Consider the following 23,455-nt stretch of genomic DNA (forward strand, 5'->3'; position numbering starts at 1 on the left):
TTATAAATCAATGCTTTACGAGCTTCAGACAGGGTTCTCCTTGACCCGCTGGAGTTTCAGTGTAGCGAGATTGTGACAAGGGCATATCCAGTATGCCGACCGCATCCCTCACCCTTGCCGGTGACAAATGCGCGTACTTCTCCGTCATTTGCGTCGTTGAATGACCCAGCAAATCCCTGATCTCCATCAACGGCACTCCAGCCGTCGCAAGCCAAGCCGCGCACGTGTGTCTCAGATCGTGAATCACGAAGTCCTTGATGCCTGCTCGCTCACAAGCCCCATTGAATCCCTCTGACAAATCCAGCACCTTGTCTCCATTCTTGCGAATGAACACCCAGGGTGATGCAGGGTTGTGCTCGGCCCGGAATGCCATCCGGCCTTTGAGCGCAGCCATTGCCCCTTCATTCAGTGGAATACTCCGGCGCTTGCCTGCCTTGGTGTTGGCACCTTCCAGATAGATCAGTCGGTTGGCCATATCCACCCGACGCCACTCCAGACCCACCAACTCGTTTTTCCGGCAGCCGGTGTTCACGGCCAGCCGGATAAATGCTTCCAGCATATCCCCGCCACGTTGACGCCGCGCTTCCCGGCACAGCGACTCAACCTCGGCGCGTGTCAGCCAGCGCACCCGACTTTCGGCCTCGCGCAATGTCCGACCCTTTACCGGGTTTGGCAGCTTCCATTCGAGTTCGACCGCACACCAGTTGATCGCTGCCGACAGGGCCGCCAGTTCGCGATTGACGGTTGCCGCCGACTTGCCCGTCTTCATCCTCAGCGATGAGTATTCGCGGATATCCTTTCCCGCCAAATCATTCATGACACACCCGCCGAAGTGATCCAGTAACGCTTTCACCCGGTACTGCGTGGTTGCGAAGCTGCGCTGCGTCTGTCGGGCGTGGTCCAGGTATTCGATCATCACCTCTTCGAACATCCTCGGCGGATCAACGCCCAGCTCTTTCTGGCGCCACGCTGCGCCGCGGTGTTCCTGCTCTATGGCCTTGGCTGCTGCGTAGTCCTCGGTGCCAGCAGAGCGTCTAACGTACGTGCCATCTGCTGCGGTGAAACTGATCCACCACGTTTTTCCTCTTTTATATGGCATACCTTCTCCTGAGATACGCCGCCCGCGTCGGGGAGGGTATCAGGGATGCTGGCCTCGATCATCTGGACCAGCTTTTCATAGTGGACGCGCAAAGGGCCGAGGCCACGCACGCATGGAAGCTTGCCGGTCTTCGCCAGCGCATAAGCAGTCGTGCGGCCGATGCTCAGCATCTCGGCCGCCTGTGAGATTGAGATCAGGCGCATGTACTGCTCCGGGCCGCGCTGGGCGGCGGAAGGGTTTATCAGGCGGGTTTTGTAGTTCACTGCTATGGTCCACGCAGCCAGCAGGAGCTGGGGCGGCACCAAGGAGAGGTCATGGAATGCACCACAACGGCGGATGAGGTTTACGGCCCGCGCAATGCCAGGCTCGGCAGGCGGGCGGTGGATGGCAATATATGGTCGGGCACGACGATGATTTTCAGAATCATCGATGACCGGGTCTACTCAATGCACGAGCAGTACCTGGGCCGGCTCAAGTACGGCATGGCGATGACTGACAGGGGAGAGCTGATTTTCATGGTGCGGTAGGGTTGAGGCTATCGTTGGGCCAGCCGAGCGGCATTCCGTCAGCACGCATCAAGTGAGGCGGGAGGTCTTCGCGCAAACACATCGGCATTGTCCCAGGCACGCCGCAGGCATGGCATCCGCTCGGCATGCCTCGACATATCGAATGCAGCACAGGGAAGCCGCTTTTGCAGCGATCGTTCGTTGCGTCGTACTCCGAGCAAGGAATTCTTTCGGGCATGACTTCGTCCTTGCCGCACACGCGGCTGACATTGAATTGATTGAGAGGGGGAGGCAGGGTTATCTGGGGCGGTTGGCGTGCGCCGGGTGGTCAGGGCAGCAAACAGGGCATTCGCACCTTCTCGTGACGAGTTCCCGGTCGGGCGGTGGCGTCTGCATCAGAAACTCCCCATCCGGAACAGGCCGGGGGTCGAGCTTGGTCCAAAACGCGAGAACCTTCCGACCATCGCCCTTGTAAGGGCCGAGCCAGATCCCTTCCATTCGCTCATAGGAAGTGCTGATATGGCCTTGTTTTACCTTTCCGCCTACGCCCGGAATGTCATCAGGTAGGCGGTACAGCGCTACGGTCTCAAGTGCAGGATCAAGAGTTTGCAACTGTCGTATCAGCTGGCCTACTGTTTTAGGAGCCCCCCATACGACTGGCTCGACTGGCGGTTGAGGTGCTGCGGCGAGCATGTTCGAATATATTTCTTCGGCCATGTCGGAGCTGAGGCAGCCAATCCATTCTTCATCACCAGTTGCAAATGTGTAGGAGTCGCCTTCTACTGCCGCAATCATTTCCTCGGTCGGCTCGGCCGGAACCATCTTGTATTGCCTGCTCATGATCTTTCCCCTGTGTATTCACGCCAAGCGACCTTCACGCCGTTGACCAGAAAGCCCCAGTCGCCTTTCCAGCGGCTGGTGATGAAGAGCGTGTACACGCCGCCGGGCGACACTTCGTCGATGCGGTGGTATTCGCCGTGCTTGAGCTGGGCCGTTGAGCCAGGTCGCCGCCAGTATTCGAGATCGCTATGCCCGCCAGCCAACCAGAAGTGACGGCGCTGCTCCTTGTAGAAGCCGCGCAGGATGACCGTGCGCGCATCCCACGGATGGTCATGCAAGTCCCGGTCGGCGTCGGGCCGCATGATGTGGTGTACGCGGATCGACCAAGGGCACCAGCGGATGCGCCCGAGGTGGGTTTCCCGGTCGTAGGCGTTGAACAGCCACCAGCGGCCCATGTATACCTCTTGGCCATCAGCTGACTGTATGTGTAGGTATGGGGTGCGCTTGGCGCGGGTGATGAGCCAGCCAGCGATTGCCGGGCGCGCGAGTAGCTTGGCGAACATTCGCCAAAAGAGATTGAGCATGGTGGTACCTCGCCGGGCTGGCGTGAGTGTTGAAGTAGGATTCAGTCGCCGCAGAAGCAGGCTATGGCTTCGTCGTGGTCGGCGAACATATCGAACTGGGTGTCCGAGTAGTCGAGCATCTGCTGGTAGCTCGGTCGGTCGAAACGGAACAGCGCGCCGTCAGTTGTGGCGGTGCTGCTCTGGGTGGCGGTGCGTTCCATCCGAGCCCACCAGTCGGCCTTGCTCCGGTCGCTGGCGATGATCGAGTAGACCTGCTTTGCACCCTTGAGAAAGCACAGGTCGCAGTTGCCTTCCAGAGTGCGGCCATTGATCGTTGGTAGCTCCAGATCAAACGGCTGCGCCTTCCAGAATTCTCCGATCTGCTGCACGCCGACTCCGGCATCTGCCAGCGGCATCACCATCGTTGCGTGCTTGCTCTCTGATGTGGTCTTGCGATGCCGTATCTTGGCTACCCGCCGCGGTTCATCAGCTCGGATGCCGGTCATCATGTCGACCGGGGTTTCCTCTGTGGAGCATCCAACCATCCGCAGATATTTGTGGATCACCCTGATTTTGAGGTCAATGGTGCAGAACCGTGTGACCGGGTTGGGTAGATAGCTTCGCTTGCGGATCAGCGCTTCGAACGGCTCGCCGTCGCGGCTGGCGGTTTCGTAGGTGACGATGGCGAAGCCTCGATCATCATCGCGGTACTCCAGCCAGACAATGGGCACCTGCCAGCGCCGCGCGCATTGGTTCACAAAGTCGAGGGTGGCGGGGTTTTCCTTGCCGGTGTTGGCGAACGTGACGATCAGATCGTCCAGATCATCGTTGGCGTCCAGCACCTGGCGCAGCATGTAGGCACTGGTCCGGCCACCGGAAAAGCTGACAACCGTCGTCCCGGACATTTTGTAGGGGGACATGGGGATTCCTCGCCGGGGTGGCGTGAGTTGTTGAAGTGAGAAGGGGGTTCCGGTTTAAGCGGCCGGTACCGAGTCGCGAAATACGTCCATCTGTGCAGCGCCATCCAGCCATGCGGCGTCGATCCGGGCGCGTGCCAGTGCGGCATACTCGGGGTTCAGCTCGCAGATGATCGACCGCCGACCTTCCTGCATTGAAACCAGCGACGTAGTACCGGCACCGCCGAATGGGTCCAGCACCACACCACCGCGCGGCGCACCGGCCAAGATGCAGGGCCTGATCAGGTCGGGCGGGAAGGTGGCGAAGTGGGCGCCCTTGAAGCTGTGTGTCGCCACAGTCCAAACGCTGCGTTTGTTCCGCTCTGTCGGCATGATCGCCAAGGCTGAGTTCATTGACTCGTTGTCTTTGACCCTACCGCGCTGGCGCTGGTCGGAGTCTGTACCGTGTCCCCAGCCGACACCGTTCGACTTGCGCACGGTGGCCTTCATGTTGCCGTTGCTCTTGGCTCCGCCGTTGGCGCGCTCGCTGCCTATCTGCGCCTGAACATCCTGCGATAGCCGGGCGTGAGTGTTTGGTGAGCACGGCTCAAGGATGGCGGCTTGGTCGAAGTAGTATTTCTTCGATTTGCTCAGCAGGAAGATGTATTCATGCGACTTGGTGCACCGGTCCCGCACGCTCTCAGGCATCGGGTTCGGTTTGTTCCAGATGATGTCCTGCCGTAGATACCAGCCGTCGTCCTGCAGGGCGAATGCCAGGCGCCAAGGCATGCCCATCAGGTCCTTTGCCTTAAATCCGTCCGGCGGAGTGCGCCGATGACCTCTACGCACGGCGCCGCGAGTTGCTACCGACACCACGTCGTGTTTGCCGGCAGAACCGCCTTCAGCGTAGCCGCCGGCGACTGATGCGTAGCTATCGCCCATGTTCACCCAAATCGTGCCTTCAGCGCGGAGCACCCGGCGAACTTCGCGGAACACGTCGACCAGGCGTGCGATGAACTCGGCAGGTGTTTCCTCGAGGCCGATCCGGCCTTCTACGCCATAGTCACGCAGACCGTAGTAGGGCGGGCTGGTCACGCACGTATGCACGCTTTCATCTGGCAGCGTGCGCATCATGTCGATGCAGTCGCCTACCAGTATCTGGTGGAGCTGGCTCATATCGAATTCCAGGCATGCGCCTGCCGAGGCGTTCAGCGCAATAGGTGAGTTAAGTGATTTGAGCTACGCTTCTGCGCTCACATTGAGTAATCGTCATGAACGAAGATCGTGTAGAGGCGCTTGAACTGGCCCTGAAATACTTGGTTATTGTGATGAGAGAGCGCGGCGTCGATCTGAAACAAGTGAACGGCGCCGTGGCAGAACGACTGTTGCAGTCGCCAGAGCGAAAATATCTGGCGGCTCAGGCGGTTCTCGCTATTGAGGCGGCCGCCGCTGGCGCAGACGACACATAGCAGATCAGGCCAAACTCTGCGGCCACCTCGAATATCTGATTGAACGCGAGTCCGTCATCCTCAAGCGAATCGCCGTGCTTTGCGTCAAATCCCCATACCAACTTTCGGAGTGATTCACACCCGAGGCAAAGCTTGGCCGCATAGAAATCACCATCCCACTTGCCAGCAAACCCGACATACCGCTCCTTAGGAGCGATGGTGCGGCAACAACTATCGCAGCGCTGATGCTTTCTCGCGGTCGTTACACGCTGAACTTCAAATGAATCGCTCATAGATCGCTCCAGGCATGCGCCGCTCTCCGTGTCCGGTGGTGGCAAATAGGTTGAGGATGGGGAGTTACGAAACTTCTGCGGGTGCTTCGATCTCGTCAGCTTCATCACGATCAGGGTTGCTCATGATGCTTCTGATACCGTGGTCGTAAATCTCTCGCGCCACGGATTCACTGACTAATATTTCGTGGCGCGGATAAGTGAGAAATGCGTTCAGATCGGCATCACTCATCAGATCCATCTTCATTACTGCGATCTGCAGCAGCTCACTGACTGCGATCTTGCTCGCACGATCTCTGATGCGCTGTATCGCCTGCTCGATGCCTGGACGAACTCGGTGACGCAGCTCCTTTTCCGCAGCCTTCGCCCGTTTTTCCTTGAGTCTGTCGTTCCTCTGTTCTTGGGTCAGTGCCATGTTATTTCACCGTTGCGCACGAACTCAGTCTCGGCGCCGACGTCCAGCAAGTGGCATACCCGGTTGATGATCTTCAAAGCGGCGTCGAATACCTTGGCGTCGTCCGGCTCCCGGCTCAGCCGCTTCATGTTCGGCTGATGCTCCAGACAGACCTTGTCGACCAGCCGGCGTGCCAGCGCCCGGAGATGATCGGCGCTGTCGTACAAGCGAAGGCTTACGGCGAAGGCCAGCGCCACATCATCCGGCCGGTACTGGCCGCCGCTGCGTGTGTTGTAGAGCTTCCTGACCGATTTCATCCAGCCGGGGAGTGTCACCACCCCTGAAGCAATCTTTTGCATGGGTAATCTCCTTGATCCCGCTCGGCGGTAGGTGGAGTTGTTCGGCCCTGCGCCGGGCGCGGACTTTTGAATGTAATCGCCTCAACCTCAGGCGACCCGGAACAGATCAAGCTTGACGCTTTCGACTTGGCGCTCAAGGTTGGCGATGGTCTTCAGGCCGCGCTCGCGGTCGGCCGCACTCCAGCCGGGCGATGCTTCGTGAAGGCGCTCGATGCTTTCGCGCATATGGCGCAGGTGGGATTGGCGGTTCTGGTGAACAATCAGCGTGGTGGTCATGGTCATGCTCCGGGGTTGTGAGCCCCGATGCGCGGGGCTCTATCGGTTATCGGTTCAGTGCGGCGCGCACATACGGGTCGAGCTCTGCCTGACCAGAAAGCCAGCGCTTGTAATCGCTGGGCAGATCCGCGAATGCCATACCTTTATGCTTGCCGAAGGTGATGAAGTCAGGAATGCGTGCATCCTCTGAAAGCAACCACAACTCATCCCAGCTTGCGACCGGGCATCCCAATCGCTCGCCCAGAGCTTCAATGATCTTGACCAGCAGTCGATGGCAGTTCTTTACGTCGTCCAGCGCCGCGTGAGCATTGCGGAGCAGGGCGGGCGCTTCGCTGCGGTAGTGGAGGTAAATCATTGCTGACTGGCTGTGCGAGTCCGCTGCCGGCCAAAGCTTACGGCTCAGCGCCTGAGTGCAGATTCGTTTGATGTCAGGCTGGCCAATAACGCGCCAGTCGTAATCGACGTTGTGGCCGATGATGTAGGTGGTGTCGGCGGGCATACTGAAGTCAGTGTGCGGCGGGCAATCGGCCAATTCCTCGTCGAGGATGTGGCTGGTGGCCAGGGCTCCCAACTCAATTGGTTTGGATGGCTTGAAGCGGGCGAGGAATTGGTCATTGATTGGCAGGCCGGCAACATTGCCAATTTTCAGCCAGGCAGCCTCCACCAATTGGGGTTCAATGAGGCCTGTTGTTTCAGAGTCGAAGATGTATGCGGTCATGTGCGTGCTCTGCTGGTAATGAGGAAATTATCAATCGAAGGGAATATCGTCCCAGTCGCTTGGCGGCGCTGAATCATAATTGCCGCTGGTGTGATCGCCGCCGCTGCTGGATGTCTGACCTTTGGGGCGGCGATCAACTACCGGTTTCTTCATCACTTGCTGAACCATCTTTTCCAGCTTGGCGGGTGCTGGGTTGCGGGAATCCAGGATTTCCGAAGCCGTCTTTTCAGATTCAGCGCTGAACGGGGCGAAGATGGTCGGCCGCTCCATGCCAGTGATGCTGTTCTTCTCGATTTCCATCTGAAGCAAAAGGCCGATCGGCTTTCCGACCAGTTCGGGGAAGCTCGGGACGGAGACCTTTAAGCGCTGGCCAGCGTCCTTGTCCCACTTCTCGATTTCCATTGGCCGAGGTGCAGCCACAGTGCGCACCTGCATGCAGGCCATGATGGCGTTCAGAGTCGCGTGGCCGCCGTCATTCTTGGTGCCGTGCTGATACGACAGGTTGAGGTAGAACTGCGCTTCAGCGCCGTCTCGGGTCTTGTACGTAAAGCCGATGCCAGTGGAACCGGTATCCTGCTTCTCCATGTACTCAGCGCGGGTGAACGAGCCGAGGTATTTACCAGCCTCGTCGATGAATGCTGATTTGTTATCAGCGGACCGGGCGGCATTTGCGTCAAGGTTGAACATTTATGGTTTCCTTATGCGGCTTTAGGTGATTCGAATTGGTAGTAGGCGCAGATGGCTGCATCGACGGCGGCCAGATCGTTGTCGATCATGTCCTCCTCGAACATGCCCATTGGCGCCTTGGTGGTGTCTGAACCGTTATTGCGAGTGGAAAAGTAGTGGTGGCCGTCCTGCACGATGGCTCGAAGACAGATGGTCACCAAGCCTTCCAGGGTGATCTTGTCGTCGAGCATCTTTCCAACGGTCTTCATCTTAATCTGGCCGGTCTCGCTTTCCTCGGTGTGGCTGAGGATGTAGACCCGGACGTCGTCAGGCAGCTTGAGCAGGGCGTCGAATACGTCCCACGTGTGGCGGCCGATGTCGTTGAACTTGTCGTAGCCTTTCTCCTGGCTCCGACGCATGAACTCGTTGGCGAGCACGTACTGGTAGTCATCGATCACGATCACCTTGCGACCGCTTGCTGAAGCCTTCCTGCTGGCGGCTATGATCCTGGCATGGTCATCGGTGACGAAGGGCTTCCACTCTCCGGCACCCTTGAAGGGGAGGCGCTTGCCAATGACCTGCACCAAGGCGACGTCGGAGGGTTTGAAATTGCGCAGCGACGTGGACTTGCCGCTGCCGGACTTGCCGAGTATTAAAACGACTGTTGCCATGGCGTCCACCTCAGTTCGGTTGGTTGTCCCATTCCCGCTCAATGCGGTCTTGCTCTGCTTCGTATTCCTTGCGCTCTTCGCCAGTGAAGCGTTCAGGCGAAAAACTTCCGACCGTCATCCAGTCACTGCGGGCGGCCATACGTGGCTTGCTCATAACTGCTCTCAGTAGTTGATGGTGATGGCCGGTATCTTCTTTTGATGAATCAGGATGATGACGGCCTTGGCGCAGGCCTCATCAACTCCAAGACTGACCATGGCTTGCTGTGCGGCCAGGCAAACAGATTTGATGTGAGCCTTATCTGCCTCTCGGGCCTCAGCAATTCGGCGCGCTTCGGCGGCTTCCTGCTCTTGGCGGGAAATTTCATCAAGCCGGGCACGCTCAACCGCTGCTGCCTGACGTTGTTCGGCTGCAATTCGGTCCTGCTCGGCCTGAAGCTTCTGGCGTTCTTCACGTTCGGCGGCCAGCTTCAACTGAAGCGCTTGATTCTCTGCTGCTGCGTCGGCATCACGCTGCTTCTGTTCAGCGTCACGCCTTGCCTGTGCGGCCTGGTCGATGAGCTCCTGCTCTCGCTTGGCTGCTGCTTCGCGTTCGGCTTGGGCTTTCTGGTCGAGCTCACGCTGCGCCCGCTCTACAGCTTGGCGCGCGATCTCGGCGTCACGATCTTTCTGCTCGCGCTCAGCCTTCTCGGCTTTGAACTTGGCGATTTCCGCCAGCTCGGCTTCGTGCTTGGTGCGGTCTGCCAGAAGCGTGCGCAGTGTCGCCAGTGAGCGGTCTTTGGCTTGGGCCGCCTCCGGCAGAAACTCTTCCCAGCTGTCGTTGATTTCCACCAGCTCCAGATCGGCAATGATCTGGGCGACGTGCGCAGCGGTCGGCATCTCGGCAAACACCGCCATGTCCTTGATGCGCTGGATGCCGTCGTTGTGGGCGTCAATCCGCCTGTCGTTCGCTTCCTCCCAGTCAGTCAGCGGCTTGCGGGTAGCGTCACGCAGTGCGTCCATCTTGGTGACGAACTCACGCAGTTCTGTTTCGACGACCTTGGGCATTTCCTTCAGGCGCTTCAGGTAATCGCGGCCCGGCTTCTCGACGGCGGTTTTCGACTTGCTGACCTTGGCCGCCAGCGAAGCGATGCGGTCACGACCTTTGCGGGTGGTCAGGTCCGGCACTTCGGCGGTGACCTCGGCGGTTACAGCCTGGAGGAACTGGTTCAGACCGCCAGTGACGTAGATGGCCGGCGCATTGTCGGCGCTGATGTCATCAATCGTTATGACTTGCTGTGCTTCAGACACGGTTGCTCCTTGCGCCATGCCGTTGCCGGGGCGCTGCGATTGAAGATGGAAGGGGTTACTGCGTAATGTGGTCGGCCAATGACATGGCGAGCATCAGAAACGTGAAGGCTGCAAGTACTGGAAAGCTGCCGCGCCAGAAGATCATGCGCCGACGGCGCTGGCCCGTGGTCACTGCCGAGGCCTTACGGCGATGCGACCGGTCTTGACGGCCTCCACCAGCTTCGGCGGAAGGGCTGAAACGGGAATCTCACGTGGAAGCCCGGCGCTGACAATGCTCCAGCTGCGGGCGATTTCTTCCAGCTGCTCGTCGATCACGGACTTCACTATCGGCGTTGTCATGCGCTTGCTCCTTTTGGCGGGCAGATCATTTCCATTTGGCCCATGGCTATATTGATGCGCCGGGCAAGGTTCTTTTTGTAAGCCTTCTCGGCTTGAATTTTTGCCGAGTAGTCGACCTTCTCGTCGTAGTTGTGGAAGAAATCGGCCTTCAGCTCGATCAGGTTTCCGTAGGCGTCGTAGCCGCCCGCAATCTCACGAACCGAGCGCATGCCCTGGTAGCTGTCTTGATACCGCTCAAGATCGCTCATGCGCAGACCCTCAGACCCGGGTCACAGAGACGCATCACTCGGTCATTGCGCGCCTGCTTGATGTGCCGGCTGAGCAATGCATGCTCGTTGAAGCTGATGTCGCCAGAAAACAATGCGTAGGACAGCAGGCCAGAGGCAACGCCAAGCTCAGCTTCGGCGGCCACCAGATCGGACGGGGCCAAGGAGGCCACCTTTTTGATGCGATCCGCAAAGAACGCAGCAGCTTGTTCATTGAGCATGATTGCCTCCAAGGGGCTGGGTTATGCGGTTCGGGCGGCAAGCATGGCGTCGGCCAGTCTGTAAGCTGTGCCCGCGACTTCGTTCTCACAGCCACCCAAGCCAAGCAGGCAAGGAGCGCCAGCGGTTGATATAAGCCCCTGCAGCGCCTTAGCCGCAAAGTAGTCGCGCAGGGTCATGCCGAAGGCCGTGCCGTGGCCTCCGTACTCGCTGGCTGGAGTAGGGAAGGCGAATAAGTCTTCGTTGCTCATGCCGCCTCCGGCCAGTGGCGCTGAATGCTTTCTTTCGCATAGGGTGACAAGCGCTCGTAGCCATTCACGCCGCCGCATCCTGGCATCGTTCCTTCCAGTTCGACGCAGGCGTTGATGTCGCAGCGCCGTGAGCAGACCCAGCCGCCGTAGTGGCAGGTGCGCACAATTCCGCCCGGATCAGGGTGATAAGCCAAGCCGCCTTTCCATGAAGGCGAGCCGCGCAGCTTGAGGCCGCAACCGCGGCACACAGCTTGTGTATCAGTGCAGTTATGCATGTTCGCCTCCGAGGCGCATGGTGTTGGTGAACCCCTTCGACTGAACACTCAAGAACGGATAGAGGCCATACAGGCACTGGAGAGGGTTCAGTCGGAGAGGTTCGGGTGTGGGAAGGTTTGTTTAAGCTGAAAAGCGCCGCGCTTCGTTCATCCAGTGCTTGCGCTCTTGCGTGTAGGTTTCGGCGACTCGCGGAGTTCCGTTGCGTTTGGCGCGAACCGCGTAATGCTTCGAGGTTTTAGCCATGCTTACACAGTGCTCAATGGTGCAAAGCTGTTCGTTTGTTTTGGCCATTTCTTCATGCTCCTTTGATTGCGTGTGGCGTAGAAAAGCCCGAACTTGTCGGGCTTTATAGGTGCATCTTTGGCGGTGCCGCTGTTGGAAGGCCTCGGCGCGCTGTCGTGTTACATGGCTATATCTCCGCATTTCGTTTCAGCTGCGAGGAAGTCTCGTCAGCCGGTGCAGGGGGCCGCTTTCGCGGTGTGTACTCATCCGCATCGGGGTGTGATCTGTCCGGCATGGCACCATTTACGGCCTTAATCCCTTTCTGAATCGGGAGGCTTCCAGGAATAACCCAAGCTTCGTATTCACACAGATCACACTCCGATGCAGCCTGGCGCTATGACAGGGTTCGGGCAGTTTTCGTCAGGCTGACGCTTGCGCTGGTTGTTCAGTGAAAGACGACGGCACCACAATCGGCAGCAGCTTCAAAGGCGGCACGCCACTCCTAGTACTTGTCCCAAAAATGCCCGCCTACCGATTCAGCTTTAGCGGCGAACTCCGCGTAATCCTTTGCCAATTTCGCGCTGACAACTGGACCGATGGTGCCCTCGCAGTCGCTGAACTGAATTTGCTCGAAGAATGGACCCGACCCGGCAGCCCAAGCACCAGCGTCGTAGCCTTCCGCCTTTTTTCCGTAGTGCGTGTCGTATTCAGTTAGCGTATATCCTGCCATCTGAGCCAGCTCGTTCCGCCAGCGGTTGTAGCCGCCGTAACTGCCAGCGCAAAGTCCGTCCCCGTGCTCGCCAATACGGTAAACCGTATTCGGCTTCAAACCTTCGATTCGACCTGGAAAGTCAGGGTTATCGTAGAACTCGCGGTGGTTGTCGTAATCCGCCAGTTCGCCATCGCTGTCCCGCACTGCCTCTGGCGCTTCGACCAGTTTTCTGAAGACTGAAATATCCAAACCCATTGCCTTGCCCTCGTTTGATTTCCCGTCTGGCCCTGTCGCCAAGGCCAGCCAGTGAAATCTGATCACTGCTGTAGGTCGCTCATACAGACCCGAGCCGTTCCGCTCAGTCTGATTACCTCTCGCTCGCGCCTCAGACGCTCTGCCTTTGCCATATATTCAAAGGTGGGGTGGAAGTAGCATTCAGGCTTGTGCCCGTCTTTCTTCATGTGCCCCAGTTCACCGCTGCGCACTGCTGCATTGAGTGCCTTTCGAAGGTTCGCCGGGAGGCTGTTCACCACCATCCTGAAGCGCTCGTTGCGAACCATCTGCACATTCGCCTGATCAGCCGTCAGCTCTCCTCGCTGCATAAGGTCTTGCAGGTGCTCTATATCGTTTTGTCTGGCCACGTCACTTGCTCCGTTCGATTTTCCGGATGCCCCTGTCTCCAAGGGCACCGAGAAAATCTGTTCTCCACCACGCGCATCGCCCGATTCATATCTCTGGCCAGGTCACACATTTCGTGGACGGTGTTCTTCCCGGCTGGCTTGCGTGGTTTCGCGTGACCTCATATGGAAGTCACGGCCAGTTCCAGAGCTGGCATGGGATCGACTATTTGTTGCTCGCACTTACCAGATCGTGTCTGGGGTAGTCGGTCGCGAGGATCTTGGCGGTGGTAAAGAGCGGTTCGATCCGCTGGGCCTGTTGAGGGGCTGTTTCGCGTCTCGATGGGGTGAAAATTAGCACTGCTGATAATTACCTGTCAACAGCACTGCTAATATATTTTTACGCGCCCACAAAAAAGCCCGCTCAGTGGCGGGCCATTTCGATTGGAAGGTGGGGGCTTGTCAGGCGTGTATGAATTTAGCCGCAGTAAAGGCGATTACGGCCAGAGCTATCGCAGTGCTAATGAACCATTTGGTCTGGGAGGTAAAGCCATCGGCAATGACGGTTCTAAGATCGGCTAAATCGGCCTTTGTGGCCATAGTCTTCTCTATTCCCTCGAGCTTAGTCTCTACACGCACGAGCTTTTCCCGTATATCTACGGTCGTTTTCTCAAGTGCTGCAACTCTGGACTCCATATCACTGCCTCCTCCGCCAGGCGGACCTCCACCCCATGACGATGGTCCGGCCACCACATTACCAGAGGAATCTTTAACCGTGGGCGTGTTATTCATCGTTCTCCCTCCTGGCTTCTGCCTGGAGGATCATCTTGGACAAGGTCTGCACAAGCTCCTTTGCGGTTTCGATGGGCATCGTGACTGCTCCGACATCCAACCTGAAGACATCTATTTCACCTGCATCCCTTGTGGTTGTCGCTGTTCCTGGATCTGCACGGTAAATAGAGGTTTTCACGTTTATAGAGGTTCGACCAAACGTGAGGTGTATGGCGTCGGCGTTATTCCACATAATGGCAAAAGCGTCGAACTGATCGACCTGTTCATCCATGTAGGAGCCAGCCTTGACGTGTCTCATCGTTTGGTCTTGCTGATCGTCCACTTGGAGCTCCTTTTAGGCTCACTGCCTTTTACAAATCCCCGCCGCGCCAGATTACCCGGCCGACGATCTGGTGTTCGTTCGACTCGCTGCGCAGATAAAACCTGTCTGGGTACGCGGCTTTGTCGGTGTTGTCGCTGCGCAATATCCATTGCTGAAGTGGGGCGCGGACCAGGCGTTTTACCACTGTCCCGTCGATGCCACTTTCGATGACAAATACGCCGTTCTCTACCGGCTCTACCTGGGAGCTGTCGACAAGCAATACGTCTTGGTTGTTGATTGTCGGCCACATGCTTTCGCCGTCCGCATAGATCACCCGCAGGTTTCTGGGCTGAAGCCCTTTGGTGGCCAGCCATTCTTTCTTGAAGGCCAGGGTGCTGCGTATCTCAACGTGGGGGTTGTCGTGGCCTGCGCCAGCAGCAGCCATAGCGGTGTACTGAGGAATAAACGAATAACTGCTATCGAGATCAATATGTGGCTCGCCATCAGTTGGCATGGGCGTATTGGCTGAAGCGTGCCCAGATTTAGAAGCCACATCAAGATGATCTTCGGACGCACGCGCTATCCCATCAGCAAGAGTAGGGCTCACATCGGCCGGCTCGAAATCAAGAGCCTTAGAAAGCCTAATCAGTGCATCGAGGTTCAAGGCAACCTTGCCGTTTGCGTACTGGCTGAAGGCACTCTGCGGTGAATTCCAGCCGCAACGCTCCCCAACCTCGGCCTGATTTAGCGGGCGAGCGCCTGGCTTATCCTTCGATTCCGCAACTCGCTTTCTGTAAACAGCCCGCAGTCGCTCTGCATCAGCCAGCTGCCAGTCGGATAGAGGGGTTCTGGTTGGTTTATTCATGTGCGCGATTAAGTAGCAGAGCTGATAGTTAATCAAACAGCAGTGCTAATCCTTTCCTTGTTTTTCATAAAACAGCAGTGCTAATATCAATCCAAACCCATCAGAGATACGCCAATGAAGACCGTAACCCTTGGGGAGTACCTGGCAACTCATGGCACCCAGAGCGACCTCGCCAAGGCACTGGGCATTCAGCAGAGCGCCGTCTCCCAGATGCACCGATCAGGTCGCACCATCACCATCACTTTGATGGATGACGGCTCGCTATTGGCCAACGAAATAAGGCCAATCCCCGCAAGAAAATCAGCCGCTTAAACCCATTCATAAGCCACAAGGAGGCAATCAGATGGCCTACGTGCAAAACCCAGAAGACAAGCGCAACAAGCGTCGCCAAGTAAGTTTCAACCAGACACTGGACAAGATTTTGTCCCGTGCAGCCTGTCGAGCGCGCACCCAGCACGCGACGTTCCTGCTCGAGATTATCGAGTGGGGTGTCGAGAACGGCGCAATCGAAAGCCTGCTGAAGGATGAGAAGAAGTCTAGCGCTGCATGAGCAGCCTAAGGAGGGTCGTTTGCTCGAATACCAAAACCTGAGCCCTGAAACCAGGGAGCGAGTGGAAGAACTCGCCAGAGAGAAGCAGTACAGCCTTGATGAGGCTCTGGAAGAAATACTCATCGAGACAATCGCCATGGGCGGGCTGACGTTCGCGGCACGCCCTAAAGCCACTTTGACGTCAATCAAAGGAGGGCCGAAAGGCGATCACCTAATTAGGACCAGTGCTACTGACCCTCTTTAGGTTCACCAAATTACAGACAAAAAAAAGCCGGGGTAGTGACCCGGCCTTTTAAACACACAACTTGATAGGCGGATTATATGCAAATCGAATCACAAAGCAATACCCCTGTACCGCGCCACGAAATTGCACCTTCGCAAATCGTGGCGCGCACTATGTCATCGCGTGAAATCGCCGATCTGACTGGCAAGCGCCACCCTGATGTGAAGCGTGACATTCAGTCCATGGCGTCAGAGCTTCAAGAAGATGTGAGCAGCTTTGCGCACATCTATCTGGACAGCATGAACCGGCAGCAGACTGAGTACTTGCTCGACCGGGAGCATACCGACTGCCTCCTCACCGGCTACAGCGCTGCAATGCGCATGGCTGTGATCAAGCGCTGGCGCGAGCTGGAAGGTGGCCGAATCGTCGGTACGCTTCCCGACTTCTCCAATCCTGCCGCTGCCGCCCGAGCCTGGGCGGAACAGTTCGAACTGCAGCAGGCCGCCAATCAGGCGCTGGCTATCGCTGCGCCCAAAGCCGAGTTCGTCGACAAGTACGTCGAGTCCACCGGCCTGAAGGGCTTCCGCCAAACCGCCAAGCTGCTGGGTGCTAATGAGGCCCGCTTCCGTGAGTTCCTGCTTGATCGCCGGATCATGTACCGCATGGGCGGCGAATGGCAGGCCTACCAGAACCACGTCGACGCTGGCCGCTTTGAAGTGAAGACCGGCACCACTGACGGCGGGCACGCATTCAACCAAGCCAAATTCACTCCCAAGGGCGTCAACTGGATTGCCGGCCTGTGGGCTCAGTACAAACTGGAGGCCCAATGATGGCTGCTCTCCCATACATGCAGTTCTACGTCGCCGACTACCTGGCCGACACCTCACACCTGACCACAGAGGAACACGGCGCGTACATGCTGCTGTTGTTCAGCTACTGGCAGACCGGCAAGCCTCTGCGCATTGACCGCCTTTCCACCATTGCACGCGTACCCAACGACCGTTGGCATTCCGTTGCCGAAACGTTGAGTGAGTTCTTTCACGTCACCGAAACACACTGGATTCAGTTCCGTGTTGAGTCTGACCTTGATGCTGTGAACAGCAAAACACAGGCCGCCTCGAATGCAGGAAAGGCCTCGGCGAAGGCAAAAGCACTCAAAAAACAACAGGAACTCAACGAAAGCTCAACGACCGTTGCCGATCCGTTGCAACGAAACGTCAACCATATAGATACAGATACAGATACAGATACAGATACAGATAAGAACATTAAAAGCTCTTCGCCTTCGGCGGACGATCTGTTCCCAAAGTTCTGGAAGCTCTACCCGAACAAGAAGGGCAAGGCAGATGCGGAAAAGGCGTGGAAGAAACTCAAGGTCACTGACGACCTGTTCACCCTGATCGCCCAGGGGCTGGCCAGGCAATGCGCCTCACTGGCCTGGACCAAGGACGGCGGCCAGTTCATCCCGCACCCGGCCACCTGGCTCAACGGCAAGCGCTGGGAGGACGAGGTTCAGCCTGCCAGCAACGTGCACCAGTTCCCGCAGTCGCGCCACACCGGCTTCGACACTCGCGATTACAAGGCCGGCCTGACGCCGCGCGGGGATGGCACTTATGACTTCTGAATCCCCGAGTCTGGACCTGACCGTGCATGACCTTGAGCGCCGCTTCGGTGTTGTCTCCAAGCAGGCGGCTGAGTGCCCAACGCATGGCGCCTATGCCGCGATCATCCGCAAGAACGCTGATACAGCCTCGGGATGCCCTGGATGCGCCGCTGACGCTCAGCTGAGACGCGATCAGGACGAACAGCGTGCAATGTATGCCCGGATTGCCGAAGAGCGCCTTGAGCGAAAGCTGGGCGCCTCAATGATCCCGAAACGGTTCATGAGCAAGACCTTCGCCAACTTCCATGCTGAAACCGAAGCTCAGAAGGCGAACCTGGCCAAGTGCGTCGATTACGCCCAGTCGTTCCCAAAGCACCTGGACGAGGGTCGCTGCATCGTCATGACCGGCACGCCCGGTACTGGCAAGACGCATCTGGCTGCGGCAATCGCCGGTCACATCATCGCCCAGCACAACGCGACAGCCGTGTATCGAACCGTGGGCGGCCTGCTGCAGTACATCAAGGGCAGCTACGGCGACCGGGCTGAGTACTCCGAGAAGGAAGCATTCGCCAGCCTGATCGACCCTTCGCTGCTGATCATCGACGAAGTGGGCGCCACCAAGCCGACCGAGTTCGAGCTGGCGACCCTGTTCGCCGTGATCAACGGCCGGTACGAGGAACAGCTGCCCACCATCGTGATTTCCAACATCGACGCCAAAGAGCTGGGCGCGGTGCTGGGTGATCGGAGCGTGGATCGGTTGAGAGAGGGTCGCGGTATTGGCCTGGTATTCGAAGGCGCCTCTGAGCGCAGCAAGCGGAGGGCTTCGTGATGACGAAAGAAAAAATGTTGCTTTGGGTATTCGGTATCGGCTTCTGGGCGATGTTCATCCTGCTGCAGTTCACGTTCGAGCAGCGAGACAAGGCCCGCCAGTTCCACGCTCAATTCAACGACATGCAGCTGGTCTGCAGGATGGTGAAGCCATGAGCCGCTCAAACCCAGCACAACTGCGCCAGGCACTCGAAACGGCTCACCTCCTCACCAAGGCCGGTATCCGATTCGTACGCATGCCAGTGGTAGACGAGGCAGATGGCATGAACCTGAACAGTCAGGCCCAGCAGCGCCTTGAGCGCATGGCATTGATCGCGGAATCAGCGGAGAGACTGGCATGAGTGAGTTCAATGAGGTTGCAAGGTGGGTCAAGCGTAACAACCGGAAGAATCCGAAGCTCGTCCGATCTGAAGGAATCAATCACTACATCGTGTACTTCGACAAGGGAAAGGCCCGAGTCGGGATCGTCCACGACGGCATGTACAGCAGGTACGGGATCATGTGCTACGGCGCAATGCCGAACACCGATCCGTTCTACTGCTGGCAGGCCCAGCCTGGCGCATGTGACGAGAGCGACGTGAAGGTGATGGTCGACTATCTCAATGGCGTTAGCGAACTGCCGGACTTTGATTTCGCCTCGATCCAAGGAGTTCGACCATGACCGTCGATATCGAGAAGTTGGAAGCGCTGGCGAAGGCCTCGGCTGGCGAATGGTATGAAGGCGGGGAACTCCGCTACGAAGATCGTAAGAGCGGCGACCTACACGGCTTGCACCACGATGATGAGCGTTTCATCGCCGCCGCCAACCCTGCCGTCGTGCTGGAGCTGACCCAGACCATCCGTGACCTGCGCTCCTCGGTCTCCGGCCTCAAGACCGGCTACGAAGCTTACGAGCGGGTGAATGCTGGGTTGAACCAGCGCATCGCCAATCTTGAGCTGTGCCAGGCCGCCAGCCTGGGCGTGAGCGGGATCATCAAGTCTGCTGCAAGCGAGCTGGGTTTCGACGCGGCGGGCGAGGATAGCGCGCTGGATTATCTGATTGGGCTGGCGCGGTCGGCAGCTGCGTTGAGGGCTGAGTGCGAGGCGCTGCGCAAGGATGCCGGCCGGCATCGGTGGCTGAGTAAGCGTGATCGGTGGGCAAGTGTCCGAGCCGATTTTGGAGTTGGTGGCGTGTACCGGCAGCATCGAGTCTGCTGGTACGCCGGCGACAACTGGCCACAAGCTGAAGGTCAGTCCATGGGCGAAGCCATCGATGCCGCCATGAGCAAGGAGCAGAGCCATGACTGACAAGATCAGCGTCAACTGCCAATCCAAGCTCACCGAAGCCGTCACGCGCATGACTGAGATGTTCCGGCAGAAGAAGTTCGTTGTGGTCACCATGCGCGAAGGCAGGGACCGCACGCTCGACCAGAACGCATTGTGGTTCGCGTTCTACAAGCGCATCTCCGAGATGACCCAGATCGGCGACGCCAGTGAGGCCCGCAAGTACTGCAAGCTTCACCATGGCGTTCAGATCCTGATCAACGAGGACGAGGACTACCGCGCAGCCTGGCATCGGACCACCAAGCATCTGACCTACGAGGAAAAGCTCGGGCTGATGGGCGACTGCAAACTGCTGGGCCCGGACGGCTTTCCTGTCACCAGCCTGTTCAACCGCGCGCAGGGCATTGCGTACACGGATCGCATTCTTGCCGAGTTCTCGGCGCTTGGCGTCTTCTTCGGCGATCTGATCGGGGAGAAGGCGGCATGAAAAGCCAGGAAGCGAACATGCAGCGAAACAACGACTCCGGAAGCTTCTCCGAAATGGGATGGGTTGGGCATTACGGTAAGGGCCTATCCAGGCGCGAGACTCAGTTTCTGATTTTGGTCGCGGCAGGCATGACGACCAAGCAGATAGCCCGCCGATTCGATCTATCACCCTGCTCAGTGGAAAAACGTCTTGACGATGCGAGGTTTTATTTGCAGGCGAGGAATAGGGCTGAGCTGGTGGCGAAAGCTATGGCTAAAGGCGTAATCCAGTCTGAGCAGGTGGCGGCATGAGGCGTCGTGATTGGTATGAGCGTCGAGTGGACAAGCGTGTCGCGCTGCAGATCGCCGAGGAACAGGGTTTGGTTGCGGACAGTACGGTCTACCGGCAGTCGCTTGTGCTCAAGATGAAGTCCGGCGAGTACACCCAAGAGCAGGCCTTGTCTGAGCTGCGAAAGGTCAAGCGCGACGCCAAGAAGAGCGGACTCAAGACTCGTGACCAAGTTTGGAGGTCTGCATGAAGCGCACGCCACTGCAACGTAAAGCCCCGCTCACGTCAGGAAGTGCGCGCCGCAAGCGCTGCCCAGAGTGCCGGGTGATGTTCACCCCGGCCCGTGCAGGTCAGGCTGTGTGCGGGGAGATTAAATGCGCCATCGCTCACGGCCAGTCGGAAAAGGGTCGCGCCATCGCCGGCAAGGCCCTGGCCGAAGTAGGACGCCGGGAAATCAAGGTTCGCAAAGAGGCCCTGAAAAGTCGCTCGGACCACATGAAGGACACCCAGCAAGCGTTCAACGAGTGGGTGCGCTACCGCGATGCCTTGCTGCCTTGCGTCAGTTGCGGTCGCCACCACAACGGCCAATGGCACGCAGGGCATTTCAGATCGGCCGGCGGTCATCCAGAACTCAGATTCGAGCCGCTCAACGTCTGGAAGCAGTGTGCGCCGTGCAACACGCACAAGTCCGGCGATCTGGTGAATTACCGGGCAGAGCTGGTGCGTCGCATCGGCATCGTCAACGTGGAGTGGCTCGAAGGACCGCATGAGCCCCAGAAGTACACCATCGAAGAATTGAAAGCCCTGACAGCCAAGTACCGGGCACTGACCAGAGAATTGAAGAAAGGAGAAGCGGCATGATGTATCGGAACGTTGTAGCAGCAGTGGTCCGGGCTCTGGCTGCGGAAACCATCAACTCGGCTGGCGGCTGTGATTTCGAGCCCAAGGTCCAATGCGCCAAACAGAAGGGCGAGATCGTCGGCAAGGAGGCGGCATTCCTGACCGACTGCTGGGTGTTCGGTCGACTGCACAAGGCGTTGAGCCCGGATCACTGGCGCGCGCTGGTGGCAAAGTTCTCGACGCACACCGACCGCAAGCACGCGGCGATCACGGAAATCACCAAGCAGTACCGGTCGCCGGCGCCTGAGAGGTTCCGTCACTGCGCGATCGTCACATGGGCCATGCCAAAGCTGCCTGGCGTTGAAGGCAAGCGGAGTACAAATGTGCTTCCAGCTACCTGGTACGAGATGGACAACTGGAGCGACGATCCGCACCCGATCAAAACGCAGGAGCGATGGAGGCGTGACATTCGCAAGGGGCTGGAGAGCATGGTGGACGTGGCGCTGACTGAAGCTCAGCACATTTTGGAGGCTGAAGGCATTTTGATTGCAGATTGCGCTTGACGGCGATTGATCCAGTGAGCCATTATCCACCCCATCCTGTCATTCCTGCGCACATAGGGGATTGACCACAAAAAGCCCGGCTTAACCGTCGGGCTTTTTTTGTGCCTGCGATTTACCCAAACCCCTCGGAACCTCTGATCGCCAAGTTCAGCGAGGGCCTCATTCGTACCTCGTTCCTCATTGGGCGTACCTGACGCCCCTTTTTATTCCGGAGTAAAGATGGACCCAACCGACCTCGGCCCAGGCACAGCTACCTGGCTGGGCGGTACGGGCACAATCCTTTTGGGTGGCTTCCTGTGGTTGAGGAAATTCCTCTCCAGGGACGCGACCGACCGCGCCATGGACAACGCCGATATCGGTACTGTCCGCAGGCTGAACGAACTGCTCGACTCTGAACGGGTGGCCCGCAAAGAGGCTGAGGCCCGTGCCGATCAGTTCGCCAAAGAACGCAACGAGCTGGCTGCAGCTGTCGGCCGCATGGAAGGGAAGATCGAAGCCCTTACCAGCCAGGTATCCCAGCTCACTGACAAAGTGACCAGCCAAAGCGCTGAGATCGCCCGTCTGCGTGCACAGCTCGGAGGTATCAACTGATGGAAAGATGCGCAATTGATTTCATCGCTCGCCGCTGGTGGCGTCGGGTGGAGGTGTGGGTGATTGCCTCGCTCCTGGTGACTGGCTCGTTCGCGCTGGGCTTCGGTGCCTCGCAATGGTCGCTTGCCAGTTGGTATAGCGCCCAGGTCGCCGAGGTGCGCAGGGGTTACGACGAGGCCACCGTGCAGCGTGATATGCGCCTGAACAAGCTGGCCAAGACCGCGACCGACGCAGCGGTAAAGGTTGAAGGTGCAGCCGGTAAGGCCACGGAAGCGGCAGAGGCAGCCAGCAAGGCCGCCGACAAGGTCAACGAGGCGGTAGAGCGGCAGACGCCTTAACGCCCCACAAATTCAAATACTGCCATTTCGTGGCGCGGAGGAACTACATGACCGATACCACGCTGCTGACTGCAGGCGCCGAACTCAAGATCGAGGCGCTACAAGGATTCGCCAGTGGCTTCATGCTTGATCCATTGGAGCAAGCCATCGAGTCCACTGTTCGCATGCTGCGTGATGAGCATCAGCAAATGAAGGATATGGACGCCATACAGGACACGCCATTGAGTGACCGGCTCGGCGCGCACCTTGACGCGTTGCTGGCGATCCAGCTTCAGCGAGTGTCTGAAGACGTCGCATGACCAAGAAGAACTGGATGGTTACGACACCCGGCTACAAACCATTCCCGATGATCCTTCTTGAGTGCGCCCTCGATCAAGAAGGCGCGCTTGCCTTTGCCCGGTCGATCTGGCCGCGCTGCACAGTGGAGTAGAGCAATGATTCGTCCGACGCCGCCAGCCGAACTGCTGATGGAGTCGGAAGAGTCATATGTGTTCATGCGCCTGGTGCCAGCCAAGGACGTCTGGGGATGGATTCAAAGCGAGATCCTTGCCGATACCGGCAGCATCCACAACGAAGACCATGCCCATTTGATCGATGCTGACATCTGCATCATGTGGGCCTCATCTGCCTTCACGAAGCAAGGTCGCACAGTGCTGGGCCAAGCCGAACAGGTTGCGTTCCGTGCCGGTGGTTGGCAGAAGGCCCGGATGGAGCAGCAGATGCGTGACTGGTTCGGCTGCGTACCGAGCTACATCATCACCCTGGCTGCCGATTACTGCTCACAGTGCAGCGATGCGGACTTCTGTGCACTGGTCGAGCATGAGCTCTACCACATCGCCCAGGCAGTCGATCAGTACGGCGCGCCCAAGTTCACGCAAGACGGATTACCAAAGCTTGAGATGCGCGGCCATGACGTCGAAGAGTTCGTCGGTGTGGTCAGGCGCTATGGGGCAAGCCCAGACGTTCAGCTACTGGTCGACGCTGCAAACAAACCTGCCGAAGTCGGCAAACTCAATATTTCAAGGGCTTGCGGAACCTGTCTTCTCAAGCTGGCCTGAGGATAGACAGCAATAGACGGAACCCTACCCT

The 23,455-nt window shown here is 58.1% G+C and carries 47 protein-coding genes; 22 read left to right on the plus strand and 25 right to left on the minus strand.

The genetic code is table 11. From position 1 onward, the window contains the following. Positions 1-7: 7 nt before the first annotated feature. Both MME58_RS08500 and MME58_RS08505 read right to left on the minus strand, forming a co-directional pair. Positions 8-931 (minus strand): tyrosine-type recombinase/integrase, encoded by a 924-nt coding sequence (locus MME58_RS08500; protein ID WP_233590981.1) that lies wholly within the window; start codon positions 929-931, stop codon positions 8-10. 59 nt (positions 932-990) lie between these two features. Then, a complete protein-coding gene (locus tag MME58_RS08505; protein ID WP_241409121.1) occupies positions 991-1,362 on the minus strand; it encodes a helix-turn-helix domain-containing protein in 372 nt (123 codons plus the stop codon). 51 nt (positions 1,363-1,413) lie between these two features. On the opposite strand from MME58_RS08505, the gene MME58_RS08510 reads away from it, so the two are divergent. After that, complete coding sequence (locus MME58_RS08510) at positions 1,414-1,626, plus strand: hypothetical protein (RefSeq protein ID WP_024421391.1); 213 nt, start codon at positions 1,414-1,416, stop codon at positions 1,624-1,626. Between the two features lie 276 nt (positions 1,627-1,902). Here MME58_RS08510 and MME58_RS08515 read toward each other — a convergent pair whose 3' ends face one another. Genes MME58_RS08515 through MME58_RS08530 form a run of 4 tightly spaced genes read right to left on the minus strand, consistent with a single transcriptional unit; the run spans position 1,903 to position 5,020 of the window. Next, positions 1,903-2,445 (minus strand): hypothetical protein, encoded by a 543-nt coding sequence (locus MME58_RS08515; protein WP_025168061.1) that lies wholly within the window; start codon positions 2,443-2,445, stop codon positions 1,903-1,905. Further along, complete coding sequence (locus tag MME58_RS08520; RefSeq protein ID WP_055007247.1) at positions 2,442-2,969, minus strand: hypothetical protein; 528 nt, start codon at positions 2,967-2,969, stop codon at positions 2,442-2,444. The genes MME58_RS08515 and MME58_RS08520 overlap by 4 nt, the downstream gene beginning before the upstream one ends. A 41-nt stretch (positions 2,970-3,010) precedes the next feature. Further along, positions 3,011-3,868, minus strand: a complete 858-nt coding sequence (locus MME58_RS08525) for a phosphoadenosine phosphosulfate reductase domain-containing protein (protein WP_055007246.1) — start codon at positions 3,866-3,868, stop codon at positions 3,011-3,013. 54 nt (positions 3,869-3,922) lie between these two features. Next, a complete protein-coding gene (locus tag MME58_RS08530; protein WP_055007248.1) occupies positions 3,923-5,020 on the minus strand; it encodes a DNA-methyltransferase in 1,098 nt (365 codons plus the stop codon). 95 nt (positions 5,021-5,115) lie between these two features. Between MME58_RS08530 and MME58_RS08535 the strand changes: the two genes are divergently transcribed. After that, a complete protein-coding gene (locus tag MME58_RS08535; protein WP_055006583.1) occupies positions 5,116-5,313 on the plus strand; it encodes a hypothetical protein in 198 nt (65 codons plus the stop codon). Positions 5,314-5,649: 336 nt separating this feature from the next. Here the strand turns inward: MME58_RS08535 and MME58_RS08540 are convergent, their stop codons facing one another. The 19 genes from MME58_RS08540 to MME58_RS08630 all read right to left on the minus strand — a co-directional run bounded on the left by MME58_RS08540 (position 5,650) and on the right by MME58_RS08630 (position 14,813). Then, the gene (locus tag MME58_RS08540; protein WP_055006582.1) at positions 5,650-5,997 is read right to left on the minus strand and encodes a hypothetical protein; all 348 of its coding nucleotides are present in this window, start codon (positions 5,995-5,997) and stop codon (positions 5,650-5,652) included. Next, positions 5,988-6,335, minus strand: a complete 348-nt coding sequence (locus MME58_RS08545; RefSeq protein WP_055006581.1) for a DUF7740 domain-containing protein — start codon at positions 6,333-6,335, stop codon at positions 5,988-5,990. The genes MME58_RS08540 and MME58_RS08545 overlap by 10 nt, the downstream gene beginning before the upstream one ends. An 87-nt stretch (positions 6,336-6,422) precedes the next feature. Further along, complete coding sequence (locus tag MME58_RS08550) at positions 6,423-6,611, minus strand: hypothetical protein (protein ID WP_055006580.1); 189 nt, start codon at positions 6,609-6,611, stop codon at positions 6,423-6,425. Between the two features lie 46 nt (positions 6,612-6,657). Further along, positions 6,658-7,329, minus strand: coding sequence for a 3'-5' exonuclease (locus tag MME58_RS08555; RefSeq protein WP_055006579.1), 672 nt, complete (start codon positions 7,327-7,329; stop codon positions 6,658-6,660). Between the two features lie 30 nt (positions 7,330-7,359). Next, positions 7,360-8,016: a hypothetical protein gene (locus MME58_RS08560; protein ID WP_055006578.1), complete on the minus strand. Its 657-nt coding sequence runs from the start codon at positions 8,014-8,016 to the stop codon at positions 7,360-7,362. 11 nt (positions 8,017-8,027) lie between these two features. Beyond that, positions 8,028-8,666, minus strand: coding sequence for a DEAD/DEAH box helicase family protein (locus tag MME58_RS08565; RefSeq protein WP_055006577.1), 639 nt, complete (start codon positions 8,664-8,666; stop codon positions 8,028-8,030). Positions 8,667-8,676: 10 nt separating this feature from the next. Next, a complete protein-coding gene (locus tag MME58_RS08570; RefSeq protein WP_158506072.1) occupies positions 8,677-8,820 on the minus strand; it encodes a hypothetical protein in 144 nt (47 codons plus the stop codon). Positions 8,821-8,828: 8 nt separating this feature from the next. After that, positions 8,829-9,953, minus strand: coding sequence for a hypothetical protein (locus tag MME58_RS08575; RefSeq protein ID WP_055006576.1), 1,125 nt, complete (start codon positions 9,951-9,953; stop codon positions 8,829-8,831). A 168-nt stretch (positions 9,954-10,121) separates the two neighbouring features. Then, a complete protein-coding gene (locus tag MME58_RS08580; RefSeq protein WP_162838980.1) occupies positions 10,122-10,292 on the minus strand; it encodes a hypothetical protein in 171 nt (56 codons plus the stop codon). Next, positions 10,289-10,540, minus strand: coding sequence for a hypothetical protein (locus MME58_RS08585; RefSeq protein WP_055006575.1), 252 nt, complete (start codon positions 10,538-10,540; stop codon positions 10,289-10,291). The genes MME58_RS08580 and MME58_RS08585 overlap by 4 nt, the downstream gene beginning before the upstream one ends. Continuing rightward, entirely contained in the window at positions 10,537-10,779 is a 243-nt protein-coding gene (locus MME58_RS08590; protein ID WP_055006574.1) for a hypothetical protein, read from the minus strand. The genes MME58_RS08585 and MME58_RS08590 overlap by 4 nt, the downstream gene beginning before the upstream one ends. A gap of 21 nt (positions 10,780-10,800) precedes the next feature. Continuing rightward, positions 10,801-11,028, minus strand: coding sequence for a hypothetical protein (locus MME58_RS08595; RefSeq protein ID WP_055006573.1), 228 nt, complete (start codon positions 11,026-11,028; stop codon positions 10,801-10,803). Then, the gene (locus MME58_RS08600; protein WP_055006572.1) at positions 11,025-11,303 is read right to left on the minus strand and encodes a hypothetical protein; all 279 of its coding nucleotides are present in this window, start codon (positions 11,301-11,303) and stop codon (positions 11,025-11,027) included. Before MME58_RS08600 ends, MME58_RS08595 begins: the two co-directional genes overlap by 4 nt. A 121-nt stretch (positions 11,304-11,424) precedes the next feature. Next, on the minus strand, positions 11,425-11,595 hold the full coding sequence (locus MME58_RS08605) for a hypothetical protein (RefSeq protein WP_157769210.1): 171 nt from the start codon (positions 11,593-11,595) through the stop codon (positions 11,425-11,427). A 433-nt stretch (positions 11,596-12,028) separates the two neighbouring features. Next, a complete protein-coding gene (locus MME58_RS08610; protein ID WP_055006571.1) occupies positions 12,029-12,493 on the minus strand; it encodes a hypothetical protein in 465 nt (154 codons plus the stop codon). Positions 12,494-12,555: 62 nt separating this feature from the next. Further along, positions 12,556-12,879 carry a hypothetical protein gene (locus tag MME58_RS08615; RefSeq protein ID WP_055006570.1) on the minus strand — a complete coding sequence of 108 codons (324 nt, stop codon included), beginning with the start codon at positions 12,877-12,879 and terminating at the stop codon, positions 12,556-12,558. Between the two features lie 438 nt (positions 12,880-13,317). After that, positions 13,318-13,647 carry a hypothetical protein gene (locus tag MME58_RS08620; RefSeq protein ID WP_199727370.1) on the minus strand — a complete coding sequence of 110 codons (330 nt, stop codon included), beginning with the start codon at positions 13,645-13,647 and terminating at the stop codon, positions 13,318-13,320. Next, positions 13,640-13,969 carry a hypothetical protein gene (locus MME58_RS08625; protein WP_055006568.1) on the minus strand — a complete coding sequence of 110 codons (330 nt, stop codon included), beginning with the start codon at positions 13,967-13,969 and terminating at the stop codon, positions 13,640-13,642. The genes MME58_RS08620 and MME58_RS08625 overlap by 8 nt, the downstream gene beginning before the upstream one ends. Positions 13,970-13,997: 28 nt before the next feature. Next, the gene (locus tag MME58_RS08630) at positions 13,998-14,813 is read right to left on the minus strand and encodes an XRE family transcriptional regulator (RefSeq protein WP_082427539.1); all 816 of its coding nucleotides are present in this window, start codon (positions 14,811-14,813) and stop codon (positions 13,998-14,000) included. 114 nt (positions 14,814-14,927) lie between these two features. Here MME58_RS08630 and MME58_RS08635 point away from each other — a divergent pair, with 114 nt between their 5' ends. From MME58_RS08635 to MME58_RS08725, 20 genes are all read left to right on the plus strand, one after another. Continuing rightward, entirely contained in the window at positions 14,928-15,125 is a 198-nt protein-coding gene (locus MME58_RS08635; RefSeq protein ID WP_055006567.1) for a Cro/CI family transcriptional regulator, read from the plus strand. A 31-nt stretch (positions 15,126-15,156) separates the two neighbouring features. Continuing rightward, the gene (locus tag MME58_RS08640; protein ID WP_005741067.1) at positions 15,157-15,363 is read left to right on the plus strand and encodes a hypothetical protein; all 207 of its coding nucleotides are present in this window, start codon (positions 15,157-15,159) and stop codon (positions 15,361-15,363) included. A gap of 19 nt (positions 15,364-15,382) precedes the next feature. Next, on the plus strand, positions 15,383-15,607 hold the full coding sequence (locus MME58_RS08645) for a hypothetical protein (protein WP_055006566.1): 225 nt from the start codon (positions 15,383-15,385) through the stop codon (positions 15,605-15,607). A 77-nt stretch (positions 15,608-15,684) separates the two neighbouring features. Beyond that, complete coding sequence (locus MME58_RS08650; protein ID WP_055006565.1) at positions 15,685-16,416, plus strand: phage antirepressor KilAC domain-containing protein; 732 nt, start codon at positions 15,685-15,687, stop codon at positions 16,414-16,416. Between the two features lie 17 nt (positions 16,417-16,433). Further along, entirely contained in the window at positions 16,434-17,210 is a 777-nt protein-coding gene (locus tag MME58_RS08655) for a DUF1376 domain-containing protein (protein ID WP_082427538.1), read from the plus strand. Continuing rightward, positions 17,200-18,018: an ATP-binding protein gene (locus tag MME58_RS08660; RefSeq protein ID WP_055006564.1), complete on the plus strand. Its 819-nt coding sequence runs from the start codon at positions 17,200-17,202 to the stop codon at positions 18,016-18,018. The genes MME58_RS08655 and MME58_RS08660 overlap by 11 nt, the downstream gene beginning before the upstream one ends. Then, complete coding sequence (locus MME58_RS08665; RefSeq protein ID WP_158506071.1) at positions 18,018-18,173, plus strand: hypothetical protein; 156 nt, start codon at positions 18,018-18,020, stop codon at positions 18,171-18,173. Before MME58_RS08660 ends, MME58_RS08665 begins: the two co-directional genes overlap by 1 nt. Continuing rightward, entirely contained in the window at positions 18,170-18,358 is a 189-nt protein-coding gene (locus tag MME58_RS08670) for a DUF1382 family protein (RefSeq protein WP_055006563.1), read from the plus strand. Before MME58_RS08665 ends, MME58_RS08670 begins: the two co-directional genes overlap by 4 nt. Further along, the gene (locus MME58_RS08675) at positions 18,355-18,678 is read left to right on the plus strand and encodes a hypothetical protein (RefSeq protein ID WP_055006562.1); all 324 of its coding nucleotides are present in this window, start codon (positions 18,355-18,357) and stop codon (positions 18,676-18,678) included. Before MME58_RS08670 ends, MME58_RS08675 begins: the two co-directional genes overlap by 4 nt. After that, positions 18,675-19,304, plus strand: a complete 630-nt coding sequence (locus tag MME58_RS08680) for a hypothetical protein (protein WP_233590947.1) — start codon at positions 18,675-18,677, stop codon at positions 19,302-19,304. Before MME58_RS08675 ends, MME58_RS08680 begins: the two co-directional genes overlap by 4 nt. Then, positions 19,297-19,767: a hypothetical protein gene (locus tag MME58_RS08685; protein ID WP_055006561.1), complete on the plus strand. Its 471-nt coding sequence runs from the start codon at positions 19,297-19,299 to the stop codon at positions 19,765-19,767. Before MME58_RS08680 ends, MME58_RS08685 begins: the two co-directional genes overlap by 8 nt. Then, positions 19,764-20,057 (plus strand): response regulator transcription factor, encoded by a 294-nt coding sequence (locus MME58_RS08690; RefSeq protein ID WP_055006560.1) that lies wholly within the window; start codon positions 19,764-19,766, stop codon positions 20,055-20,057. The genes MME58_RS08685 and MME58_RS08690 overlap by 4 nt, the downstream gene beginning before the upstream one ends. Continuing rightward, complete coding sequence (locus MME58_RS08695) at positions 20,054-20,284, plus strand: hypothetical protein (RefSeq protein WP_055006559.1); 231 nt, start codon at positions 20,054-20,056, stop codon at positions 20,282-20,284. The genes MME58_RS08690 and MME58_RS08695 overlap by 4 nt, the downstream gene beginning before the upstream one ends. Then, entirely contained in the window at positions 20,281-20,895 is a 615-nt protein-coding gene (locus MME58_RS08700) for a recombination protein NinG (RefSeq protein WP_055006558.1), read from the plus strand. The genes MME58_RS08695 and MME58_RS08700 overlap by 4 nt, the downstream gene beginning before the upstream one ends. Further along, positions 20,892-21,437, plus strand: a complete 546-nt coding sequence (locus MME58_RS08705; protein ID WP_055006557.1) for a hypothetical protein — start codon at positions 20,892-20,894, stop codon at positions 21,435-21,437. Before MME58_RS08700 ends, MME58_RS08705 begins: the two co-directional genes overlap by 4 nt. Before the next feature lie 219 nt (positions 21,438-21,656). After that, positions 21,657-22,028, plus strand: a complete 372-nt coding sequence (locus tag MME58_RS08710) for a DUF3450 domain-containing protein (RefSeq protein WP_046835470.1) — start codon at positions 21,657-21,659, stop codon at positions 22,026-22,028. Beyond that, the gene (locus MME58_RS08715; RefSeq protein ID WP_054999285.1) at positions 22,028-22,366 is read left to right on the plus strand and encodes a hypothetical protein; all 339 of its coding nucleotides are present in this window, start codon (positions 22,028-22,030) and stop codon (positions 22,364-22,366) included. The genes MME58_RS08710 and MME58_RS08715 overlap by 1 nt, the downstream gene beginning before the upstream one ends. A gap of 47 nt (positions 22,367-22,413) precedes the next feature. Further along, positions 22,414-22,665 carry a hypothetical protein gene (locus tag MME58_RS08720; RefSeq protein ID WP_055006556.1) on the plus strand — a complete coding sequence of 84 codons (252 nt, stop codon included), beginning with the start codon at positions 22,414-22,416 and terminating at the stop codon, positions 22,663-22,665. After that, positions 22,662-22,796, plus strand: coding sequence for a hypothetical protein (locus MME58_RS27445; protein WP_267898510.1), 135 nt, complete (start codon positions 22,662-22,664; stop codon positions 22,794-22,796). Before MME58_RS08720 ends, MME58_RS27445 begins: the two co-directional genes overlap by 4 nt. A 4-nt stretch (positions 22,797-22,800) precedes the next feature. Continuing rightward, on the plus strand, positions 22,801-23,424 hold the full coding sequence (locus MME58_RS08725; protein ID WP_055006555.1) for a putative metallopeptidase: 624 nt from the start codon (positions 22,801-22,803) through the stop codon (positions 23,422-23,424). Positions 23,425-23,455: the final 31 nt, after the last annotated feature.

This window comes from Pseudomonas syringae pv. tagetis, assembly GCF_022557255.1.
GTDB classification, from domain to species: Bacteria; Pseudomonadota; Gammaproteobacteria; order Pseudomonadales; family Pseudomonadaceae; genus Aquipseudomonas; species Aquipseudomonas caricapapayae.

What these genes read in the sequence shown, in the direction of transcription:
- MME58_RS08605 (WP_157769210.1), bottom strand. Translation starts at nt 11,595, where the DNA reads ATGGCCAAAACAAACGAACAGCTTTGCACCATTGAGCACTGTGTAAGC.
- MME58_RS08720 (WP_055006556.1), top strand. Translation starts at nt 22,414, where the DNA reads ATGACCGATACCACGCTGCTGACTGCAGGCGCCGAACTCAAGATCGAG.
- MME58_RS08565 (WP_055006577.1), bottom strand. Translation starts at nt 8,666, where the DNA reads ATGGCAACAGTCGTTTTAATACTCGGCAAGTCCGGCAGCGGCAAGTCC.
- MME58_RS08670 (WP_055006563.1), top strand. Translation starts at nt 18,170, where the DNA reads ATGAGCCGCTCAAACCCAGCACAACTGCGCCAGGCACTCGAAACGGCT.
- MME58_RS08545 (WP_055006581.1), bottom strand. Translation starts at nt 6,335, where the DNA reads ATGCAAAAGATTGCTTCAGGGGTGGTGACACTCCCCGGCTGGATGAAA.
- MME58_RS08700 (WP_055006558.1), top strand. Translation starts at nt 20,281, where the DNA reads ATGAAGCGCACGCCACTGCAACGTAAAGCCCCGCTCACGTCAGGAAGT.
- MME58_RS08515 (WP_025168061.1), bottom strand. Translation starts at nt 2,445, where the DNA reads ATGAGCAGGCAATACAAGATGGTTCCGGCCGAGCCGACCGAGGAAATG.
- MME58_RS08680 (WP_233590947.1), top strand. Translation starts at nt 18,675, where the DNA reads ATGACCGTCGATATCGAGAAGTTGGAAGCGCTGGCGAAGGCCTCGGCT.
- MME58_RS08650 (WP_055006565.1), top strand. Translation starts at nt 15,685, where the DNA reads ATGCAAATCGAATCACAAAGCAATACCCCTGTACCGCGCCACGAAATT.
- MME58_RS08665 (WP_158506071.1), top strand. Translation starts at nt 18,018, where the DNA reads ATGACGAAAGAAAAAATGTTGCTTTGGGTATTCGGTATCGGCTTCTGG.
- MME58_RS08640 (WP_005741067.1), top strand. Translation starts at nt 15,157, where the DNA reads ATGGCCTACGTGCAAAACCCAGAAGACAAGCGCAACAAGCGTCGCCAA.
- MME58_RS08705 (WP_055006557.1), top strand. Translation starts at nt 20,892, where the DNA reads ATGATGTATCGGAACGTTGTAGCAGCAGTGGTCCGGGCTCTGGCTGCG.
- MME58_RS08660 (WP_055006564.1), top strand. Translation starts at nt 17,200, where the DNA reads ATGACTTCTGAATCCCCGAGTCTGGACCTGACCGTGCATGACCTTGAG.
- MME58_RS08690 (WP_055006560.1), top strand. Translation starts at nt 19,764, where the DNA reads ATGAAAAGCCAGGAAGCGAACATGCAGCGAAACAACGACTCCGGAAGC.
- MME58_RS08685 (WP_055006561.1), top strand. Translation starts at nt 19,297, where the DNA reads ATGACTGACAAGATCAGCGTCAACTGCCAATCCAAGCTCACCGAAGCC.
- MME58_RS08585 (WP_055006575.1), bottom strand. Translation starts at nt 10,540, where the DNA reads ATGAGCGATCTTGAGCGGTATCAAGACAGCTACCAGGGCATGCGCTCG.
- MME58_RS08675 (WP_055006562.1), top strand. Translation starts at nt 18,355, where the DNA reads ATGAGTGAGTTCAATGAGGTTGCAAGGTGGGTCAAGCGTAACAACCGG.
- MME58_RS08535 (WP_055006583.1), top strand. Translation starts at nt 5,116, where the DNA reads ATGAACGAAGATCGTGTAGAGGCGCTTGAACTGGCCCTGAAATACTTG.
- MME58_RS08600 (WP_055006572.1), bottom strand. Translation starts at nt 11,303, where the DNA reads ATGCATAACTGCACTGATACACAAGCTGTGTGCCGCGGTTGCGGCCTC.
- MME58_RS08550 (WP_055006580.1), bottom strand. Translation starts at nt 6,611, where the DNA reads ATGACCACCACGCTGATTGTTCACCAGAACCGCCAATCCCACCTGCGC.
- MME58_RS08530 (WP_055007248.1), bottom strand. Translation starts at nt 5,020, where the DNA reads ATGAGCCAGCTCCACCAGATACTGGTAGGCGACTGCATCGACATGATG.
- MME58_RS08710 (WP_046835470.1), top strand. Translation starts at nt 21,657, where the DNA reads ATGGACCCAACCGACCTCGGCCCAGGCACAGCTACCTGGCTGGGCGGT.
- MME58_RS08510 (WP_024421391.1), top strand. Translation starts at nt 1,414, where the DNA reads ATGGAATGCACCACAACGGCGGATGAGGTTTACGGCCCGCGCAATGCC.
- MME58_RS08500 (WP_233590981.1), bottom strand. Translation starts at nt 931, where the DNA reads ATGTTCGAAGAGGTGATGATCGAATACCTGGACCACGCCCGACAGACG.
- MME58_RS08580 (WP_162838980.1), bottom strand. Translation starts at nt 10,292, where the DNA reads ATGACAACGCCGATAGTGAAGTCCGTGATCGACGAGCAGCTGGAAGAA.
- MME58_RS08610 (WP_055006571.1), bottom strand. Translation starts at nt 12,493, where the DNA reads ATGGGTTTGGATATTTCAGTCTTCAGAAAACTGGTCGAAGCGCCAGAG.
- MME58_RS08525 (WP_055007246.1), bottom strand. Translation starts at nt 3,868, where the DNA reads ATGTCCCCCTACAAAATGTCCGGGACGACGGTTGTCAGCTTTTCCGGT.
- MME58_RS08655 (WP_082427538.1), top strand. Translation starts at nt 16,434, where the DNA reads ATGCAGTTCTACGTCGCCGACTACCTGGCCGACACCTCACACCTGACC.
- MME58_RS08570 (WP_158506072.1), bottom strand. Translation starts at nt 8,820, where the DNA reads ATGAGCAAGCCACGTATGGCCGCCCGCAGTGACTGGATGACGGTCGGA.
- MME58_RS08520 (WP_055007247.1), bottom strand. Translation starts at nt 2,969, where the DNA reads ATGCTCAATCTCTTTTGGCGAATGTTCGCCAAGCTACTCGCGCGCCCG.
- MME58_RS08595 (WP_055006573.1), bottom strand. Translation starts at nt 11,028, where the DNA reads ATGAGCAACGAAGACTTATTCGCCTTCCCTACTCCAGCCAGCGAGTAC.
- MME58_RS08555 (WP_055006579.1), bottom strand. Translation starts at nt 7,329, where the DNA reads ATGACCGCATACATCTTCGACTCTGAAACAACAGGCCTCATTGAACCC.
- MME58_RS08540 (WP_055006582.1), bottom strand. Translation starts at nt 5,997, where the DNA reads ATGGCACTGACCCAAGAACAGAGGAACGACAGACTCAAGGAAAAACGG.
- MME58_RS08695 (WP_055006559.1), top strand. Translation starts at nt 20,054, where the DNA reads ATGAGGCGTCGTGATTGGTATGAGCGTCGAGTGGACAAGCGTGTCGCG.
- MME58_RS08725 (WP_055006555.1), top strand. Translation starts at nt 22,801, where the DNA reads ATGATTCGTCCGACGCCGCCAGCCGAACTGCTGATGGAGTCGGAAGAG.
- MME58_RS08635 (WP_055006567.1), top strand. Translation starts at nt 14,928, where the DNA reads ATGAAGACCGTAACCCTTGGGGAGTACCTGGCAACTCATGGCACCCAG.
- MME58_RS08560 (WP_055006578.1), bottom strand. Translation starts at nt 8,016, where the DNA reads ATGTTCAACCTTGACGCAAATGCCGCCCGGTCCGCTGATAACAAATCA.
- MME58_RS08590 (WP_055006574.1), bottom strand. Translation starts at nt 10,779, where the DNA reads ATGCTCAATGAACAAGCTGCTGCGTTCTTTGCGGATCGCATCAAAAAG.
- MME58_RS27445 (WP_267898510.1), top strand. Translation starts at nt 22,662, where the DNA reads ATGACCAAGAAGAACTGGATGGTTACGACACCCGGCTACAAACCATTC.
- MME58_RS08715 (WP_054999285.1), top strand. Translation starts at nt 22,028, where the DNA reads ATGGAAAGATGCGCAATTGATTTCATCGCTCGCCGCTGGTGGCGTCGG.
- MME58_RS08620 (WP_199727370.1), bottom strand. Translation starts at nt 13,647, where the DNA reads ATGAATAACACGCCCACGGTTAAAGATTCCTCTGGTAATGTGGTGGCC.
- MME58_RS08630 (WP_082427539.1), bottom strand. Translation starts at nt 14,813, where the DNA reads ATGAATAAACCAACCAGAACCCCTCTATCCGACTGGCAGCTGGCTGAT.